Raw genomic sequence first — 16,870 nt, forward strand, 5'->3', positions numbered from 1 at the left:
TCGACGGCCATGCCGCTGCGCCCAGATCGAGCGCGCGCTGCGGATGTCGCGCGGGAGCATCCTCGAATATGGCTGCAAGCAAGTCGTTCTGATCCACGGGGCGGTCCTGTCATCGCTAGTGCGTGCCGAGCGTCTACGGGAATCACGATAGCCGCTCAGCTTCATGACGCACTAGGCCGCACCCGAACGGATTGTCCACTCCCCGCGCATCGCGCGCAGTGACATGCACGGATTGGTGAGCGGGGCATGACGCCCCTCTCGAACTCCGCGCCCCCCGCCCGCTGGTCTGCACGTTGCCAGCGGATCACCTCGATGCTTGCAGCATCCCTCACCGCCACAGTGCTGCTGCTGACGGCATGCAGTCCGTCGTCTCCCGGCGGGCCGAGCCCCGAGCAGTGCGACCGCCTGCTCGGCCACCCGGTCGAGACCGAGTCGCCGCGCCTCATCCTCGTGCTCGACCGCTCCGCGAGCCGCTGGGACTCCCCGCTAGAGCAGAGCTCGGTCGACGCGATCCGAACGATCTCGGAGACCAAGGGAGCCGCCTCGGTGCTCCTCGTGGAGGGTGCTGGCGCGCCTCCTCGATGGCTGGTGGAGGACGCGTCTCTCAACGACCCCGCCACGGGTCGCGACACTGCGGCCCACAGGACCGCGGTGTCGCGCGCCGCAGCCTGCCTCGAGGCGCGCGTAGTGGATCGGGCCCCCGCCCATGCCGGCACCGACCTCGGTGAGGCGATCCGGGCGGCGGTCGAGCGTGGACGCACGCTGGGCGTGCCGGTCTCGATCGTCATCGAGACGGACGGGCTGAGCAACGCAGGTCCGCTGGACCTCACCGATCGAGTGCTTGAGCAGTCCGTCGAGGACACGGTCGACGATCTCGAGGAACGCGGTTGGGTGCTGGCCGCGCCGACGGAGATGGCGATGACGTTCTCCGGGATCGCGCGAACGGCGGAAGGCGCGATCGCACCTCCCGCGGCGGAGTGGCTTCGCACCTTCTACGAAGAAGTGTGCACGAGGATCGGTGCCGACCCGTGCGCGGTCTCGTCCGCTGACCAAGGGGTGCCCGACGGAGTCCACCAAGCCTCCCCCGAGCACGAGGACCCCAGCGTCAACCTGCCCAGCATCACGCTTTCACGCGAGCCCGAGTCGTCGTCGTTCGAGGTCGCGGGGTCGCTCCTGTTCGGAGGAAACTCGGCCGAGCTTCGGACTGGCGCCGAGACGCTTCTCGCCCCCATCGCGGCCTGCTTGTCCGGGGGCGGAGCGGTGCGGGTGGTCGGGCACGCCGCCCGCGATGGCGCGTCTGCCGATGTCGATCAGCGACTTTCAGAGCAACGCGCCTCAGCGGTGGCAGAACTGCTGCGCAGCCTCGCCCCCGAGTCGACGATCACTGCCCAAGGCATGGGCAGCACGCAGCCTCTCCCTCCGGACGGCACCGCCGACCCGAGACCTCAGGACCGACGGGTCGAGGTCTTCGTCGATCGGGAATGCACATGAGCACGGACCTTCCCCGACTGCGCGCTGCACTCGACCGGCGCGGAGGCCTCTCTCGCGGTCGCGTGCGCCGCATCGGCCCAGCGTTCCTTCTGGTGCTCACGGTGCTGCTGCCTCTCGCGATCCTCCCTGCGCTGACGTCGCACGACGATCCTCTCGACCGGCTCGCGCTCGCCGGTGCCCGAGGGCCTGCGTGCGTGCGGCTGGTCATCCTTCCGGATGTCAGTGGATCGATGGCCGACTACGCGGCAGTCCGCGCCGAGGCGCTCGGGCAGGTCATCGCATGGGCTCCCGGGAACCTGCGCCCTGATGACGAAGTGGCGGTGATCCGGTGGGACGACCGAGCCGAGCTCGTCATGAAGCCCACCCCAGTGGACGACTTGGCACGAGTACCGGACCGAGCAGGCCGACCGCTCGGCGGCAGCGGCTCTGATGTCGGTCAGGCGCTGAAGGTGCTCGCACAGCTGGCTCCGACTGTCTGTCACACCTCGCTGATCGCGATCACGGACACCATCGTGGAGCCCCTCGACTCATCGACCACGGACCAGCTCTTGCGTGACGCGGGAGTCGGAGGCATCGACGTCATCCTGCCCCTCCGCACCGATGTGAGTCAGGAGTGGATGGCGACGTTCCCCTCCACCCGAATGCACGTCGCCGCGCCCGATGACCCGACGATGACAGCGAGATCAGTCGGTGAAGCGGTTGCGGCGGCCACCGGTCAGAGCCTCGAGAGACGTGAGCGCTGATCCGCACGGATTGGTGCCGTGGGTGACCCCGTACCCCTGAGAAAGGACCGCCATGTTCGACTGGTTGCGCAACGCCTTCCGAGGCCTGTCCGAGCCGCGCCTCGCTCGACGGCTCGCGTCAGACGACGCACCGCATGACGCGGGCGAGACCACCCACCTCATGTGGTCCGTCGGCGTGTACGGCGCGAACGCCTTCGCCGCGCTAGCGCGGCGAACTCGACGTCAGCGCGCCCGGCTGGGCTCCGCTCTCCGTCGACGAGTCGACGTGGTGACGGCAACCCACCTGCAGGCGCGCGCGTGGGGGTCGGATCCGGACATTGCCGGAATCCGTGCGGCTCACGCGAAGCTCGCACCGCGGCGGGCGAGCGGGTTTCGCCGCTTTCTCGACGTTCGAAGCCCCGGATGGGTGTCGGTCGTGATCGCCATCATCATCCTCGTCGTCGACTACGGCTTCATCAACGGCCTCGCTCGGGATCTCTTCTCCATCTCCTTCACGGAGTTCAGCTTCGCGGAACTCGGTGAATTCGTGGCGATCTGGTTCTTGCCCTTGTTCTTTCCCGTGCTCACCATCGCGCTTGCCGAGCGGGGCGGTCGGTTGTCTGCGCAGGCTCGTGCTGCGCGGGTTCACGAGGATCGCCTCGCCGAGATGATGCCGAGCGGCTTTCCCGCCGACGGGATCACGAGACGCGAGCCCTTCGTGCTGTGGGCGATGACCGCCGCGATCGGCGTGTACTTCTTCGCCATGGCCACGATTCGCTTCGGGGCGGCAGCCGAAGACGCCGGTCTGAACTTCCCCGCGTGGCTCATCGCAGTCCTGTACGGCCTGCTTCCGACTGCGGCCATGCTCGCCGTCTCGCTGTCGAGCGACCCCGTACTCGCGCACGCGGCGGCGCTGGAGCGTGGCGTGCGTCGAGCGGATCGAGGCGCGGCGCGGCTGCAGAAGCGCCTGCTGGCCGCTCACCGGCGGCACCATGAGGCCTGGTTCCGCCTCGCGCGGCTGCTGGATCGCATCGTTGCTGACGCATCCCAATCGATCAGACTCGTCGAGCAGCTGTACGCAGAGGCCTACGCGCGAAGCGGCGCGATCGGTCCACTCGCCCCGACTGCGGCACCGCCCGACGTGCTCGACGAGCAACGGGGTCTCACGACGTCGGCATTCGGGGATCCTCGCCTGAAGCCCCACCGTGCCCTCTCCATGCCCTTTCCTCCCTGGATCACGATAGAACTCGAACGAGACCTCGAGTTGCTGCGCGCGTACCGTCCGGATCCCCGCTGCGGCAGCGCCGTGAACGACGAACTGCATGCGCTCATGGAACCCGAGGAGGACGCGGAGTCGGACGCCAGCTCGACGTCGAGTGACGAACGCGCGGATTGGTGATGCAGGCAACACCCCCCCCCCCGCGTCCGAAGGAGACATCATGAGCAGGAACGACCTGGCGGCATCCGTACGACCCTCGATCACCCGACTCGTCATCGCCGATGTCGACAACCTCGTCGGTGATCCCGCCGCGAACCAGGACGAGCACACGCGACTCTGGCGCATCATCCGAGGCGAAGCGATTCGCTTCGACGAGCACACGAGGACGGTCGCTGCCGCAACCTCCCTCTCGGCCATGCCCGCATTCTGCGCGATGGCCTCGGAGGGCGTTCCCGCCCAACGCCTGGTCCGCAACGGCAAAGACGGCGCGGATCTGGCCCTACTGGAGAGCGTCGACATCGACCACCTCGTGCGGTGTGGACTGCGTGAGGTCGTACTGGCGACAGGTGACGGCATCTTCACTGACCTGGCCCTGGCCTTCCGTGCCCGGGGGATCAGAGTGATTCTGCTCCTGGGGCGGGGGGCTCCCGCGAGGCGACTGCTGGAGGCCTGCCCGATGAAGATGAGGCTGCGCCTCGACGGGCGCTCGTCGCTGTGGTCGCCCGCCGCGCGTCGAGTTCGTGCGCGCACGACGTCCATGATCAATGCCGCGCCTCGACGACGGGGCTCACTGGTCGTGGCCTAAATCCGGTCAGCGCAGAAGGCTCCCGTCCGCGCCTGCACCGAGGCGCGGACTGACGTGCATTCCCCTTGCGTCGCCGCCCGATGGTCGGGCACCGGCGTCTTCTAGAGTGTGCCTCATGGATGCGCTCGAGAATATTGCGCGGCTTCTACGGCAGGAATCCTTGGGGCTGGTGACTTCTGAGGAGTTCTGCTCGACGGTCGGGATGTCGATTTCTGAGGCGTACGAGGCCCAAGACCCGTCGTTTCCTGACGCGGTCGTCCTCGCCCTGGGCTCCCCCCTCCTCGATCTCGAGCGCTTCGCATACGTGTCGCACCGCACCTCCTCCGCGATCGCGACGGGACGGATCCCGGAGGGTGGCCAATGCTCTCTTGCCGATGCGCGCGGAGCGATCGTCGACTATGCGCGGCGGAGGCTGGGCGACGACCAGGAGCCCGTTGCGCGTGCCCTGCTGTTGTCCTGCCTCCCCGTGCGATGGTGCGATCCATCGTGGATCGCTGATGTCGCCGCCGCGGGTGCGGAGGGCGGTATGCAGCCCTCGGTGCTTCGTCTCCTTCTCCGTGCTCTCCAGTACCACGAATCCGATGCGGGCGCCTACCGCATCGCCGTCGAGCCGTACCTCTTCTCCGACGACGCAGAGGCTCTTGCCTTGGTGGCCGACGCGTACCTACTGCTCTCCCCTGGAATCGAGCACCAGTGGACCATGCTCGACCGACTGGACGATGGCCGAGGCAGTCTCGACAGCGCGACGCTGCTCGCACTCGGGGTGCGTCTCTCCATCGAGGCCCGTGACGATCTGGCCGCCCGTCTCGTGCGTACCGCCCTGAGCGCTGGATTGCGCAGTCCGGAACTGCCGGCTGCGGCGTTCGTGCTCTGGACCGCCGGGCATCGCTCAGAGGGGCTGGACGTGTGCGACGCCTTCGACACAGCGGCGGCCGATTGGCACACCCAGGCCGGCATGTCCCTCATGACATTCATGAGAACAGCCGATGCAGACCCGGCAACCGTTCTGCGCCTGGCGGCATCGTCGGAATCAGAAGGGCTCATCACGCAGCCACCCGCGATCGGCGCGCTCGTCGCGCGACTCGCCCTCCATCGGATGCGGGCCTACGCTTCCCAGGCGCACGGGGAGGACGCCGCGCTGGAGGCGCACGCGGTCATCACCTACTCCAGCTACCGCGGTTACGACCTGCACATGCAGGGTCGCAACGCCGAGTTCGACGTGAGGCTGGTCGACAGAGTTCAGGTCACTCCCGACGAGGTGCTCGAAGCGCGCCGGATCATTGATGCGCATGCAGGAATCGACCCGCCGCGATGGATGCTCACGGAGGGGAAGCTGATCCGAGAACCACGACCCTGACGGCACCGTCCGCATCGGGGGTAGAGGCCCGACTCTGCGACCAGGTCCCGCGGGCGGTGACCTCAGTTGAGCTTGATCTTGCACACGGGGCAGCGCAGGAACCGCTGCGGATACGCGATCTCTGTGCCGCATCCTCGGCAGATGTACATTGCTCGCAGGGCGAAAGGTCCACGGTGGGTCATCATCAGAGTCTCTCTTCAGGATTCGTAGCGAACTCGCTCGCGGTATGGCGGCGAGGCATCTCTCCCTCGTCACCAATCCGCGCAACGCCCCTCGAGCCCGCCGATCATCGTGAGAGCAGACGCACGGTCAACCGGCGTAGACCTCCGCGTGCCACGACGGCAGTCCCTCCACGATCATCCGGTCGGCATCCTCCCGACTGGGAAGAACGAGAACGACATCCCCCTCGGGCATCCGATTCCCGAGCGCGCGGATGCACCCAATGTCCAGAGACATCCGCCCGCGGTCGCTGCTGTAGAATGGCCCGTCGACTGCGTCCCCCACCATGCCCTCGCCCGGATCAGGAACCCGAGCCGGGTCGGCCGCCGGGCGCTCGAGCTCGAGAGCGAGCCGCTCGGCTAGGCCCCCGACATTCACCGACAGCGGTTCGCCGCCCCACCGCACTGCGTCCCCGTCGATAGTGAAATCCCACACCTCGTGCGCGAGCGCCTGATCTCGCGAGGCGTAGGCGATGATCGCCGCTTCGGTCACCCACCCGCGAGCCACGCCGTCGCTCTCCCGCCACAGCTGCTCGGCCTCTCCCCCTTCCCAGGGAGATCCGGTCACGGGGTTCTCGGGCACGATCGGAAAAACCCCTTCGACAACGAGAGCGAGAGAGTCGGCCCCGAGCATGGTGCCGGCGATCCCAGCATTGCCCAGGACGTCACTCACGTCGGACGACGCGAGCGCTGCGACCACCCGTCCGCTCCGGCCCACGAGAAGGCGGTGGGCCGACGCAGTGGGATCCGCGTTCTTCCGATGCTGGGCGTAGCTCCGAAAGGCCCGCGGCACCGAAGGCATCAGCACAGGGATTTCCCTCCTCGCGGATGAGCACTGCTCGACAGTGTCACCGTATCGCAGTCCGGATTCGTTCCTCCACGGTCAGCGCGTGGTGGTCGTGGTGTCACGCCGACCGTCGACAATCCCTTCACCACCACACTGGGGCGAAGGCACATGACGGCGGCATGGTCCCGCGAGCTCAACCGAGCGCAGACCTACTGGCGGGTGACGTCAGCGAGACCCTTGCCGCTCGCCTCGCCGAACGGTTCGAGGTCGACGGCGCGATCGTGACGTCTAATGAACGGTAGGCAAGGACGGTCTAGATGAGTAGTCAACCCCGTCGAGGCGCTATGGGGCGCGACTCAGATGACCCTGTGGTGCGCGAGGGGGGACTTGAACCCCCACGTCCTTTCGAACACTGGCACCTGAAGCCAGCGCGTCTGCCAATTCCGCCACTCGCGCGCGACGGCCGCGAGCTTCGTCCCCCGAGAGGATGAGTGCCGTGCCGTCAACCAGGTGACATTATCACAGCGCGCACTCACCTCCCGTTCGGCCCCTGCTCCCTGCGCCGACTACCATCAGGAGGGTCGTCGGCGCCCAGGCAGGTGCTTCCACCACGATCATCGAAGGAGGCGGCGATGGGGCTTCTCGACAGCTTCGAGCGCGGTCTCGAACGCGTGGTGGGCGGCGCTTTCGCCAAGACCTTCAAGAGCGGCGTGCAGCCGCTCGAGGTCGCGGCCGCCCTGCGTCGCGAGCTCGACACGAAGGCCGCTGTCGTCTCCCGCGAACGGATCCTCGTGCCGAACATCCTCACGGTGCACCTCGCCCCCGCCGACCACGCGCGCATGGCCTCGCTCGGCGAGGCCCTCATCGACGAGCTCACGCAGCTGCTGCAACAGCACGCGACCGCGCAGCACTACACCTTCCCGGGCGGCATCGGCATCACGCTCACCGTCGACGAGGGGCTCGCGGAGGGCGTCGTCGTCGTCGACTCGGAGTCGGTCAAGAACAGGGTCGTGTGGTCTCCCGTGGTCGAGATCGACGGCGAGCGCCACCGGCTCGCGCACTCCCGCACGGTTATCGGCCGCGGCAGCGAGGCCGACATCACGATCGCCGACACGGGCACGAGCCGCACCCACATCGAGATCCTGTGGGACGGCGAACGGGCGCAGCTCACCGACCTCGGCAGCACGAACGGCACGACCCTCAACGGTGCGCCGGTGTCGCGTGCCGTGCTGCCTCCCGATAGCGTGATCGAGATCGGCCGCACCCGGATCGTCTTCCGCGTGCTGGCGCAAACCGGTCGCGGCGCCGGCCCGACCCCGCACCGAGGAGGCCAGCGATGAGTGAACTGACTCTGCTGGTGCTCCGCATCGGCTTCCTGCTGCTGCTGTGGTCGTTCGTCTTCGCGATCGTCTACGCCCTGCGCTCCGACCTATTCGGGCAGAAGGTGCGACGCATCTCGCCGCCGGCGGCGCCGGCCGCCCCCCGAGCCGCCGACCCCTTCCCCCCCACTCCTCCCACGCCCGCGCCGCAGCCGACGGCCGACGACCCGCCCGCCAGGCGCCTCGTCATCACCTCCGGCAGCAAGGAGGGTCTCGAGATCGAGCTCACCGACGAGCAGCTCACGATCGGCCGCTCCTCCGACTCCGCCCTCGTCGTGCGCGACGACTACACCTCGACCCACCACGCTCGGCTGATGCTGTGGGACGGCCAGTGGATGGTGCAGGATCTCGACTCCACCAACGGCACCTTCCTGGCGGGTGAGCGTGTCAGCGTTCCCGTTCCGGTTCCGCTCAACACGCCCGTCAGCATAGGCACGACGACCTTCGAGTTGCGGCGGTAGGGGCCGTGACGACGCTCTCCTGGGCCGGATCCCACGTCGGTCGCATCCGCGCCAACAATCAGGACTCCGGCTACGCCGGCTCCCATCTCTTCGTCGTCGCCGACGGCATGGGCGGCCACGCAGGAGGGGATGTCGCGAGCGCGCTCGCGATCCAGTCGATCGCCCACATCGATCGCGAGTTCGAGAACCCCGAGGAGGCGGAGGAAGCGCTCGCCGCCGCCCTCCTGGAGGCCAACAAGGAGCTCGCCGAGACCGTCTTCGAGCATCCCGAGCTGACCGGTATGGGCACGACCGTCAGCGGATTCGTGCGCGTGGGCGACCGTCTTGCCATCGCCCATATCGGCGACAGCCGCATCTACCGGTGGCGCGACCACGAGCTCACGCAGATCACAAAGGACCACACCTTCGTGCAGCGCCTCGTCGACAGCGGCCGCATCACCGAGGAGGAGGCGGCGACGCACCCGCGGCGATCGGTGCTCATGCGCGTGCTCGGCGACGTCGACATCACTCCCGAGGTCGACACGATGGTCGTCGACACCCAACCGGGCGACCGCTGGCTGCTGTGCTCAGACGGCCTGACCGGCTACGTGCCCGAGGCGGAGATCGCGAGCGTGCTCTCCCGCCAGCCGGATGCCGAGGAAGCCGGCCAGCAGCTGATCGAGGCGACGCTCGAGAACGGCGCCCCCGACAACGTGACGATCGTCATCGTCGGTGTCGAGGCCGACAGGGCGAGCGGCGTGCCGCAGCCGACCCTCGTGGGAGCCGCTGGAGCGCCGCTGAGCTACGAGCCTGTGGCGGCCAAGCGATCGCTGCGCATCCCGGCGATGCTGCTGCACCCCATCCGTGCCGCGATCACCGATCCTGAGGATGAGCACTTCGAGCCGGAGTCCGAGGAGTTCCTGCGCGAGCTCATCGCGGAGGACCGGCGGCGGCGCATTCGCCGTCGCATCACGTGGTCTGTCGGCATCGTCCTCGTGGTCGGCATCGTGGTGGCCTCCCTGACCGCCGGGTACCAGTGGACCCAGACGCGCTACTTCGTCGGAACCGCCGACGGCAACGTCGCCATCTACCAGGGCGTGCAGCAGAATCTGGGGCCATTCCCGCTGTCGAGCATCGTCGTTGAGACGCAGATCGCGGTCGACGAGCTGCCCGACTTCACGCGGCGCAGCGTCGAGGCAACGATCAACGCCGACAGCTTGAGCGACGCGTACAGCATCGTTGAGAGGCTCGATGATGTCCTCGACTGAGCCCACCGCGCCCATGGCCGGCCCCGTCATCGACGCGGATGCTCCGCTCGCGCCCGCGACGCAGTCCATCAGGATCCGCCTGCGCACGCCGTCCCCGCTGCGCACCCTCGAGTTCTGGCTCCTGCTGATCGCGATCGCGATCACGGGTGCGGCGGTCACCCTCGTGCAGCTCGGCGCGCTCGGCGCGCTCGACCCGCAGGTGCTGCTGTACAGCGCAGGGCTCGGCGTGCTCGGCCTCGGTGTGCACGTCGTGCTGCGGATCGTGGCCCGCGACGCCGACCCGTTCGTGCTCCCGATCAGCATGACCCTCAACGGCCTCGGCATCGCCATGATCTACCGGCTCGACATCGCTGAGGGCTTCGAGGGGTGGGAAAGCGCCGGGATTCGCCAGATGGTGTGGACCGCGATCGCCATGCTCGCGGCCATCGGAGTGCTCGTTCTCGTGCGCAACCACCGCCTCCTCGCTCGCTACCGGTACGTTGCGATGGTGGTCGGCATCGGTCTGCTGCTGCTGCCGCTGCTGCCCGGCATCGGTCAGACGATCAACGGCGCGCGCCTGTGGATCCAACTCGGCCCGTTCTCCTTCCAACCCGGCGAGATCGGCAAGATCGCGCTCGCGGTGTTCTTCGCGGGATACCTGGTGACCGCACGCGAGTCGCTCTCCATCGTCGGGCGCCGCGTGATGGGCATCCAGTTGCCGCGGGGGCGAGACCTGGGCCCGATCCTCATCATCTGGATCGCCGCGATGGGAGTGCTGGTCTTCCAGCGCGACCTCGGCACCTCGCTCCTCTACTTCGGGCTGTTCCTCGTCATGATCTACGTGGCGACGGGCCGCCTCAGCTGGGTGCTGCTGGGCCTCACCCTGTTCGTCGGCGGCGCGCTCATCGCGAGCCGCGTCCTCGGCTACGTCGGCGGCCGCTTCGATGCGTGGCTCGACTCCTTCAACCCCGAGGTCTACGAGGCCGTGGGCGGCAGCTACCAGCTCGTGCAGGGCATGTTCGGTCTCGCCAACGGGGGCCTTATCGGCACGGGGCTGGGGCAGGGCAGGCCCGATATCGTGCCGCTCGCTGAGAGCGACTACATCATCGCGAGCCTTGGCGAGGAGCTCGGGCTCGTGGGACTGTTCGGCATTCTGGCGCTCTACCTGCTGCTCGTGGCACGCGGATTCCGCATCGGCTTCAACGGCAGTGACGACTTCGGGCGTCTGCTCGCCGTCGGGCTCTCGTTCGTGATCGCCCTGCAGGTCTTCGTCGTCATCGGCGGGGTGACGCGCGTCATTCCGCTCACCGGTCTCACGACGCCGTTCCTCGCTGCGGGCGGCTCCTCGCTCGTCGCCAACTGGATCATCGTCGCGCTGCTCCTCAGGCTGAGTGACAGCGTGCGCCATCAGCCGCGACGGGTGGTGGAGGACTGATGAACAAGGAGCTGCGCCGGGTGAGCGTCGCGACGCTCGCGATGTTCCTCGCGCTGTTCGTGTCCACGAGCGTCATCCAGGTGTTCGCCGTCGACGACCTCCAGGCGGATGACCGCAACGTGCGCACGCTGTATGCCAGCTACTCGGCCGAGCGCGGGCCGATCCTCGTCGGCAACACGGCGATCGCCGAATCGGTGCGGGTCGATGACGAGTACGAGTTCTTGCGCACCTACCCGCAACCTCTGCCGTACGCCCACGTGACGGGGTACTTCACCCTCAATCAGGGCATCACGGGTGTCGAGTCCGCTTTCAACGATTTCCTCACGGGCACCGCGAACGAGCAATTCCTCGACCAGCTCAGCGCGATCGTCACGGGCCAGAGCCCTCGAGGGGCGGCCGTCGAGCTGACGATCGACCCGATCGTGCAGCAGGCAGCCTACGAGGCGATGGGCGACCTGACCGGCTCGATCGTCGCGATCGAGCCGGCGACGGGGCGCATTCTCGCGCTCGTGTCGACGCCGAGCTACGACCCGAACCGGCTCTCCTCCCACAGCACCTCGCAGGTTCTCGAGGTGTACGACGAGCTGCTCGCCGCCGAGGGCGACCCGCTCATCAACCGGGCCATCAGCGGAGACCTCTATGCGCCGGGCTCCGTGTTCAAGCTCGTCGTCACCGCGGCCGCCCTCGACAGCGGCGCCTTCGACGCCAAGGACGAGTTCGCGAACCCCGCCACTCTGACCCTGCCTCTCAGCTCCTCAGTGGTGACCAACTCGAACAACGGCACGTGCGGCCCGGGCGATACGACCACCCTCGCGACGGCTTTGCGCCTGAGCTGCAACATTCCCTTCGCCGAGCTGGGCCGCGAGTTGGGCGAGCAGACTCTCGTCGACTACACGACCGCCTTTGGGTTCGGCGCCGCCCAGGAGATTCCTCTCACGGCGACCCCGAGCACCTTCCCCACGGGGCTCGATGAGGCCCAACTCATGCTCTCGTCCTTCGGCCAGTTCGACGTCCGCGTCACGCCCCTGCAGGTGGCGATGGTGAGCGCCGCGATCGCCAACGGTGGGAATCTCATGAAGCCGACCCTGCTCGAGCGCATTATCGCGCCGGACCTAGCGACGATCGACGCACCCGAACCCGTGCTGCTGAGCCAGCCGATCGCGCGCTCCACGGCCACCGAGCTGACCGCGCTCATGGTCGAGGGGGTCGCCAACGGGGCCGCATCTAATGCCAGAATAGAAGGCGTCGCCGTCGCGGGTAAGACCGGCACGGCTGAGAACGGCGCGACCGAGCCATACACCCTGTGGTTCACCGGCTTCGCCCCCGCAGACAATCCGCAGGTCGCGATCGCGGTCGTGATCGAGGATGGCGGCGGGCAGGGGCAGTCGGCGTTCGGCAACCAGATCGCGGCTCCGATCGCGAAGAGAGTTCTTGAGGCGGTGCTGAGCAGATGAGGCCCACGAGCGGGCTCACCTTCGGTGGGCGCTACCAATTGCTCTCTCGTATCGCGATCGGCGGTATGGGGGAGGTCTGGCAGGCGACCGATCTCGTCATCGGCCGCACTGTCGCGCTGAAGATCCTCAAAGACGAGTACATGGGCGACCCCGGGTTCTTGGAGCGCTTCCGCGCCGAAGCCCGGCACGCCGCGCTCGTCAACCACGAGGGCATCGCGAACGTCTACGACTACGGCGAGGAAGAGGGCAGTGCCTTCCTCGTGATGGAGCTCGTTCCCGGTGAGGCCCTCTCCACGATCCTCGAGCGCGAGCGCGTGCTGCCCGCCGATCAGGTGCTGGACATCATCGCCCAGACCGCCTTGGCTCTGCACGCCGCCCACCAGGCGGGGCTCGTCCACCGCGACATCAAGCCGGGAAATCTGCTGATCACCCCTGACCGTCGGGTGAAGATCACCGACTTCGGCATCGCGCGCATCGCTGACCAGGTACCGCTCACGGCGACCGGTCAGGTCATGGGCACCGTGCAGTACCTGTCGCCAGAACAGGCGAGCGGGCATTCCGCCTCACCGTCGACCGACGTCTACTCCCTCGGCATCGTCGCCTACGAGGCTCTCGCGGGCCGACGGCCGTTCACGGGTGAGTCGCAGGTCGCGATCGCCATGGCGCAGATCAACGAGGCGCCCCCGGAACTGCCGGTCACCGTCGCTGAGCCGGTGCGCAATCTGATCTTCGCGTCGATCGCCAAGAAGCCCTCCGATCGCCCCGCCTCGGCTCAGGCATTCGCCCGTGCGGCACAGGCGCTGCGGCGCGGGGATGTGGGCGCGGCGTCCGCGATCGTGCCCGCCATCACCGGTGGTGCGGCGACCGAGGCGACCCAGGTGCTCGGCGCCATCGGATCGGAGGATGCGACGAGGGTGCTGCCGAGCATGGGCGGCGCGACGCCCCCGACGACCGCCCCGCAACCCGCTGTGCCGCAGCGCAGCCCGTGGACGTGGCCGCTCGTCGCCCTGTCGAGCGTGCTGCTGCTCGCTCTCGTCGGTGTGCTCATCGCCGTGTTCGCCGCACCGAACGACCCCGCTCCCGTGCCGACCGACACCGCGAGCGTGGAGCCGACCGACGTCGAGACACCCACTCCGACCCCGACGGTGGACACAGTGCTCATTGTCGAGCAGGAGTGGGTCGGCCTCACGCGCGCTCAAGTTCAGGAAAAGGCTGCCGACCTCGAGCTGCGCATCGAGGAGGTCGAGGGCAACATCGCCCCGAGCCGCGACCAGCAGGGTCTCTCCTACCGCACGACGCCGATCCGCGGCGAGGTGCAGACCGGCACGCTGCTCACCGTCTACTTCTACACGGACATCCCGACCCCCCCGAAGCCGAGCAATCTCGCCATCGCCCCGGGCGAGGGTCCGTACCCCGCGGGAAGCGAGGTCACGCTCAGCTGGCCGAACTACACCGATTGCCCCGCGGGCTACAGCCTCGAGGGCTACAACGTGACGATCGTCGGCGGAACCCCCGCGCAGGGCAACCCGCTCTCGGCATCGACCACGAGCCTCGTGGTGACCCTCGCTGACAGCGGTCAACTGCGTGTGACCTACGTCGCGCAGTGCGGCTCGCTGCAGTCAGAGCGCTCCAGCGAGCTCGCCGTTCCCATCACCGAGGAGTGAGTGCTCCTGCCGCGATGCTCGGGTGGTGGTGCACCGCGACCACCTACACTGTGATCGAGTCGGACACAGCAGTGAGGATACGGTGACGATGGACGGTGTCGCGCAGGGTTCGCGGGTTCTCGCGGGCCGCTACGAGCTGGGAGCGCTCATCGGCCGCGGCGGCATGTCAGACGTGCACGTCGCGTCGGACGCCAAGCTGGGGCGCCGCGTCGCCGTCAAGCTGTTGAAGTCCGCGCTCGCGAGCGACCCCGTCTTCCGCACCCGCTTCCGCCAGGAGGCCCAGGCCGCCGCCCGCATGGCACATCCCACGATCGTCCGGGTTTTCGATGCGGGCGAGGAGATCGTGACCGAGTCCGGCGCCGGCGAGACGGTCGTTCCGTTCATCGTCATGGAGTACGTCGAAGGCCGTCTCCTCAAGGACATCATCGCTGACGGTCCGCTGCCGGTGGCCGAAGCCGGTCGCATCATCGAAGGCGTGCTCACGGCTCTGGAGTACTCCCACCGTGCGGGCGTGGTGCATCGCGACATCAAGCCGGGCAACATCATGGTGACCCCCACCGGCCAGGTTAAGGTCATGGACTTCGGCATCGCTCGCGCAATCTCCGACTCTGCGGCCACCGTGGCGCAGACCAGCAGCATTCTCGGCACGGCGCAGTACTTCTCGCCCGAGCAAGCGCGCGGCGAAACCGTCGATGCGCGCACCGACCTCTACTCCACGGGTGTCGTCCTGTTCGAGATGATCACCGGTCGGCCGCCGTTCCAAGGCGACTCGCCCGTCGCTGTGGCCTACCAGCATGTGAGTGAGCCTCCCGTGGCGCCGAGCATGCTCGCACCCCAAGTCACCCCTGCCCTGGACGCCGTCGTCATGCACGCTCTCTCGAAAGACCGCTTCACGCGGTTTCAGTCGGCTGCGGAGTTCCGAACCGAGGTGGCCTCCGCCCTCGGCGGGAGCGCTCCCGTGATGCGGCCCGAGAGCGGCCCCGACTTCAGCGCCACCCTCTTCGGTGTCAACCCGCAGGCCACGGCGAGCACCGAGTCGGCGATGCGGCAGCTGAGCGTCGACGACGAGGAGCGTCGCAGCCGCAGCCAGACGCGACCACCCGTCGCATGGATCTGGTCGGGCGTCGCCGTCATGATTGTCATCGTCGCGGCCGTCCTGTACTGGGTGTTCAACCTCGAGCAGACTCCCTTGACGAACTCGGTCGCCATCGAGGTTCCCCAGCTCGTGGGCCAGCAGTACGAGGATGGTGCTCAGGAGCTCATCGACTTGGGCCTCGAGCCGGTACCCTTCACCGAGTCCACCCCCGATGTTCCGGAGGGGCAGATTCTTCGCACCGAGCCGCCGGCCGGCATTGCCGTGGGGCCGGGTCAGGAGATCGAGGTGTACGTTTCCTCAGGTGCCCCGCTGGTCGACGTGCCGAGCCTGACCCTCCTCACGCTCGAGCAGGCGGAGGCGGCACTGGCCGAGCGCGGCCTCGTCGTCGGCACCGTCGCCAGCGAGAATTCGCCGAACGTACGGCCCGATGTCGTGATCCGCACCGATCCTGAATTCGGCGCCGAACTTCGTGAAGGCGACTCCGTCAACCTGGTCGTCTCGAACGGCCTCGTGACCGTGCCCGACGTGCGCGGCGAGACCATCGGCGAGGCGACGTCGCAGATGAGTGCGCTGCAACTGAGCGTGACAGTGCAGGGCGATTCCAGTTGCACAGGCCAGACGGTCACCGGTCAATCGCTCGCGCCCGGAGACCATCCGCAGAACTCTGCTGTGACCCTGCGGTACTGCAACGGCTCGGCCGAGGGCGACTAGGGTCACCCCGCGCCGCGAGATCGATCAGGTCGCAAGAGACGCGGAGCTGACGAGCGGCGTCAGGTCGCGCGCCGTCACAGCGGCCTCAGCGAGGCCGGCTTCCGCGAGCCAGTTGCCGAGCATCCGGTAGCCGCCCTCGGTGAGCACCGACTCAGGGTGGAACTGCACCCCGTGCACGCGCGCGGAGCGGTGCCGAACCCCCATGATGACCCCGCCTGCGGTGCGCGCCGTGATGACGAGCTCATCGGGAACAGTGCCCTCCACGATCGCGAGGCTGTGATAGCGCGTGGCGCGGAAGGACTGCGGCACGCCCGCGAAGAAGGGGCTGTCGTCGTGCTCGATGAGCGACGTCTTGCCGTGCATGAGCTCCTCGGCGTGCGTGACGACGCCACCGAGGGCTTCCGCAATCGCCTGGTGGCCGAGGCAGACGCCCAGCAGGGGCGTGTCAGCAGCGATCGCGGCGTGCACCACAGCGATCGAGATGCCCGCCGAAGCCGGGTTGCCAGGCCCGGGTGAGAGCAGCACGGCGTCGTAGACGTCGATCAGGTCCGCCGCGCGGCCGTCGTCTACGACGTCGTTGCGCACGACGGTCGTCTGCGCGCCGAGCTGCTGCAGGTATCCGTCGAGGGTGTAGACGAAGCTGTCGTAGTTGTCGATGACGAGAACCTTCATGGCATCGACTCCACCACGGACTCCTGCTGAAGGAACGTCTCCGCGACCCACGGAAAGACCCAGGCCACCAGGGCGAGGAGGATGCTCGCCGCGAGCACGAGCACGATCAGCAGTCGCACCACGAACGGACCGGGGAGCACCCGCCAGAGTGCTGCGTACATGGGATTCCTCTC

At 68.0% G+C, this 16,870-nt stretch carries 15 protein-coding genes and 1 tRNA gene; 12 read left to right on the top strand and 4 right to left on the bottom strand.

What is annotated here, in order from left to right; all coding sequences use genetic code 11:
- Positions 1-312: 312 nt before the first annotated feature.
- From RJQ01_RS10270 to RJQ01_RS10290, 5 genes are all read left to right on the top strand, one after another.
- The gene (locus tag RJQ01_RS10270) at positions 313-1,491 is read left to right on the top strand and encodes an OmpA family protein (RefSeq protein ID WP_350476635.1); all 1,179 of its coding nucleotides are present in this window, start codon (positions 313-315) and stop codon (positions 1,489-1,491) included.
- Positions 1,488-2,234: a VWA domain-containing protein gene (locus RJQ01_RS10275; protein WP_350476636.1), complete on the top strand. Its 747-nt coding sequence runs from the start codon at positions 1,488-1,490 to the stop codon at positions 2,232-2,234. The genes RJQ01_RS10270 and RJQ01_RS10275 overlap by 4 nt, the downstream gene beginning before the upstream one ends.
- Positions 2,235-2,286: 52 nt before the next feature.
- Positions 2,287-3,612: a hypothetical protein gene (locus RJQ01_RS10280; RefSeq protein ID WP_350476637.1), complete on the top strand. Its 1,326-nt coding sequence runs from the start codon at positions 2,287-2,289 to the stop codon at positions 3,610-3,612.
- A 40-nt stretch (positions 3,613-3,652) separates the two neighbouring features.
- Positions 3,653-4,237, top strand: coding sequence for an NYN domain-containing protein (locus RJQ01_RS10285; protein ID WP_350476638.1), 585 nt, complete (start codon positions 3,653-3,655; stop codon positions 4,235-4,237).
- 115 nt (positions 4,238-4,352) lie between these two features.
- Complete coding sequence (locus RJQ01_RS10290) at positions 4,353-5,594, top strand: hypothetical protein (protein WP_350476639.1); 1,242 nt, start codon at positions 4,353-4,355, stop codon at positions 5,592-5,594.
- Between the two features lie 309 nt (positions 5,595-5,903).
- On the opposite strand, the gene RJQ01_RS10295 is transcribed toward RJQ01_RS10290, so the two are convergent.
- The gene (locus RJQ01_RS10295; RefSeq protein ID WP_350476640.1) at positions 5,904-6,485 is read right to left on the bottom strand and encodes a hypothetical protein; all 582 of its coding nucleotides are present in this window, start codon (positions 6,483-6,485) and stop codon (positions 5,904-5,906) included.
- 483 nt (positions 6,486-6,968) lie between these two features.
- Positions 6,969-7,055: transfer RNA gene (locus RJQ01_RS10300), tRNA-Leu, on the bottom strand.
- A 176-nt stretch (positions 7,056-7,231) separates the two neighbouring features.
- Between RJQ01_RS10300 and RJQ01_RS10305 the strand changes: the two genes are divergently transcribed.
- The 7 genes from RJQ01_RS10305 (at position 7,232) to pknB (ending at position 16,025) form a co-directional block, all read left to right on the top strand.
- Complete coding sequence (locus RJQ01_RS10305; protein ID WP_350476641.1) at positions 7,232-7,939, top strand: FHA domain-containing protein; 708 nt, start codon at positions 7,232-7,234, stop codon at positions 7,937-7,939.
- A complete protein-coding gene (locus tag RJQ01_RS10310; RefSeq protein ID WP_350476642.1) occupies positions 7,936-8,439 on the top strand; it encodes an FHA domain-containing protein FhaB/FipA in 504 nt (167 codons plus the stop codon). Before RJQ01_RS10305 ends, RJQ01_RS10310 begins: the two co-directional genes overlap by 4 nt.
- Before the next feature lie 5 nt (positions 8,440-8,444).
- Entirely contained in the window at positions 8,445-9,686 is a 1,242-nt protein-coding gene (locus RJQ01_RS10315; protein ID WP_350476643.1) for a Stp1/IreP family PP2C-type Ser/Thr phosphatase, read from the top strand.
- A gap of 13 nt (positions 9,687-9,699) precedes the next feature.
- Entirely contained in the window at positions 9,700-11,100 is a 1,401-nt protein-coding gene (locus RJQ01_RS10320; protein WP_350476822.1) for an FtsW/RodA/SpoVE family cell cycle protein, read from the top strand.
- Entirely contained in the window at positions 11,100-12,554 is a 1,455-nt protein-coding gene (locus RJQ01_RS10325) for a peptidoglycan D,D-transpeptidase FtsI family protein (RefSeq protein WP_350476644.1), read from the top strand. Before RJQ01_RS10320 ends, RJQ01_RS10325 begins: the two co-directional genes overlap by 1 nt.
- Entirely contained in the window at positions 12,551-14,218 is a 1,668-nt protein-coding gene (locus tag RJQ01_RS10330) for a serine/threonine-protein kinase (protein ID WP_350476645.1), read from the top strand. The genes RJQ01_RS10325 and RJQ01_RS10330 overlap by 4 nt, the downstream gene beginning before the upstream one ends.
- 88 nt (positions 14,219-14,306) lie before the next feature.
- On the top strand, positions 14,307-16,025 hold the full coding sequence (pknB, locus tag RJQ01_RS10335; protein ID WP_350476646.1) for a Stk1 family PASTA domain-containing Ser/Thr kinase: 1,719 nt from the start codon (positions 14,307-14,309) through the stop codon (positions 16,023-16,025).
- 24 nt (positions 16,026-16,049) lie between these two features.
- Here pknB and RJQ01_RS10340 read toward each other — a convergent pair whose 3' ends face one another.
- Complete coding sequence (locus RJQ01_RS10340; protein WP_350476647.1) at positions 16,050-16,697, bottom strand: anthranilate synthase component II; 648 nt, start codon at positions 16,695-16,697, stop codon at positions 16,050-16,052.
- Entirely contained in the window at positions 16,694-16,858 is a 165-nt protein-coding gene (locus RJQ01_RS10345) for a hypothetical protein (RefSeq protein ID WP_350476648.1), read from the bottom strand. Before RJQ01_RS10345 ends, RJQ01_RS10340 begins: the two co-directional genes overlap by 4 nt.
- Positions 16,859-16,870 lie beyond the last annotated feature (12 nt).

This window comes from Microcella sp., from assembly GCF_040286215.1.
Taxonomy (GTDB): Bacteria; Actinomycetota; Actinomycetes; order Actinomycetales; family Microbacteriaceae; genus Microcella.

Coding starts and splice junctions, on each gene's coding strand:
- RJQ01_RS10270 (WP_350476635.1), top strand. CDS start 313: ATGCTTGCAGCATCCCTCACCGCCACAGTGCTGCTGCTGACGGCATGC.
- RJQ01_RS10275 (WP_350476636.1), top strand. CDS start 1,488: ATGAGCACGGACCTTCCCCGACTGCGCGCTGCACTCGACCGGCGCGGA.
- RJQ01_RS10280 (WP_350476637.1), top strand. CDS start 2,287: ATGTTCGACTGGTTGCGCAACGCCTTCCGAGGCCTGTCCGAGCCGCGC.
- RJQ01_RS10285 (WP_350476638.1), top strand. CDS start 3,653: ATGAGCAGGAACGACCTGGCGGCATCCGTACGACCCTCGATCACCCGA.
- RJQ01_RS10290 (WP_350476639.1), top strand. CDS start 4,353: ATGGATGCGCTCGAGAATATTGCGCGGCTTCTACGGCAGGAATCCTTG.
- RJQ01_RS10305 (WP_350476641.1), top strand. CDS start 7,232: ATGGGGCTTCTCGACAGCTTCGAGCGCGGTCTCGAACGCGTGGTGGGC.
- RJQ01_RS10310 (WP_350476642.1), top strand. CDS start 7,936: ATGAGTGAACTGACTCTGCTGGTGCTCCGCATCGGCTTCCTGCTGCTG.
- RJQ01_RS10320 (WP_350476822.1), top strand. CDS start 9,700: ATGGCCGGCCCCGTCATCGACGCGGATGCTCCGCTCGCGCCCGCGACG.
- RJQ01_RS10325 (WP_350476644.1), top strand. CDS start 11,100: ATGAACAAGGAGCTGCGCCGGGTGAGCGTCGCGACGCTCGCGATGTTC.
- RJQ01_RS10330 (WP_350476645.1), top strand. CDS start 12,551: ATGAGGCCCACGAGCGGGCTCACCTTCGGTGGGCGCTACCAATTGCTC.
- pknB (WP_350476646.1), top strand. CDS start 14,307: ATGGACGGTGTCGCGCAGGGTTCGCGGGTTCTCGCGGGCCGCTACGAG.
- RJQ01_RS10340 (WP_350476647.1), bottom strand. CDS start 16,697: ATGAAGGTTCTCGTCATCGACAACTACGACAGCTTCGTCTACACCCTC.
- RJQ01_RS10345 (WP_350476648.1), bottom strand. CDS start 16,858: ATGTACGCAGCACTCTGGCGGGTGCTCCCCGGTCCGTTCGTGGTGCGA.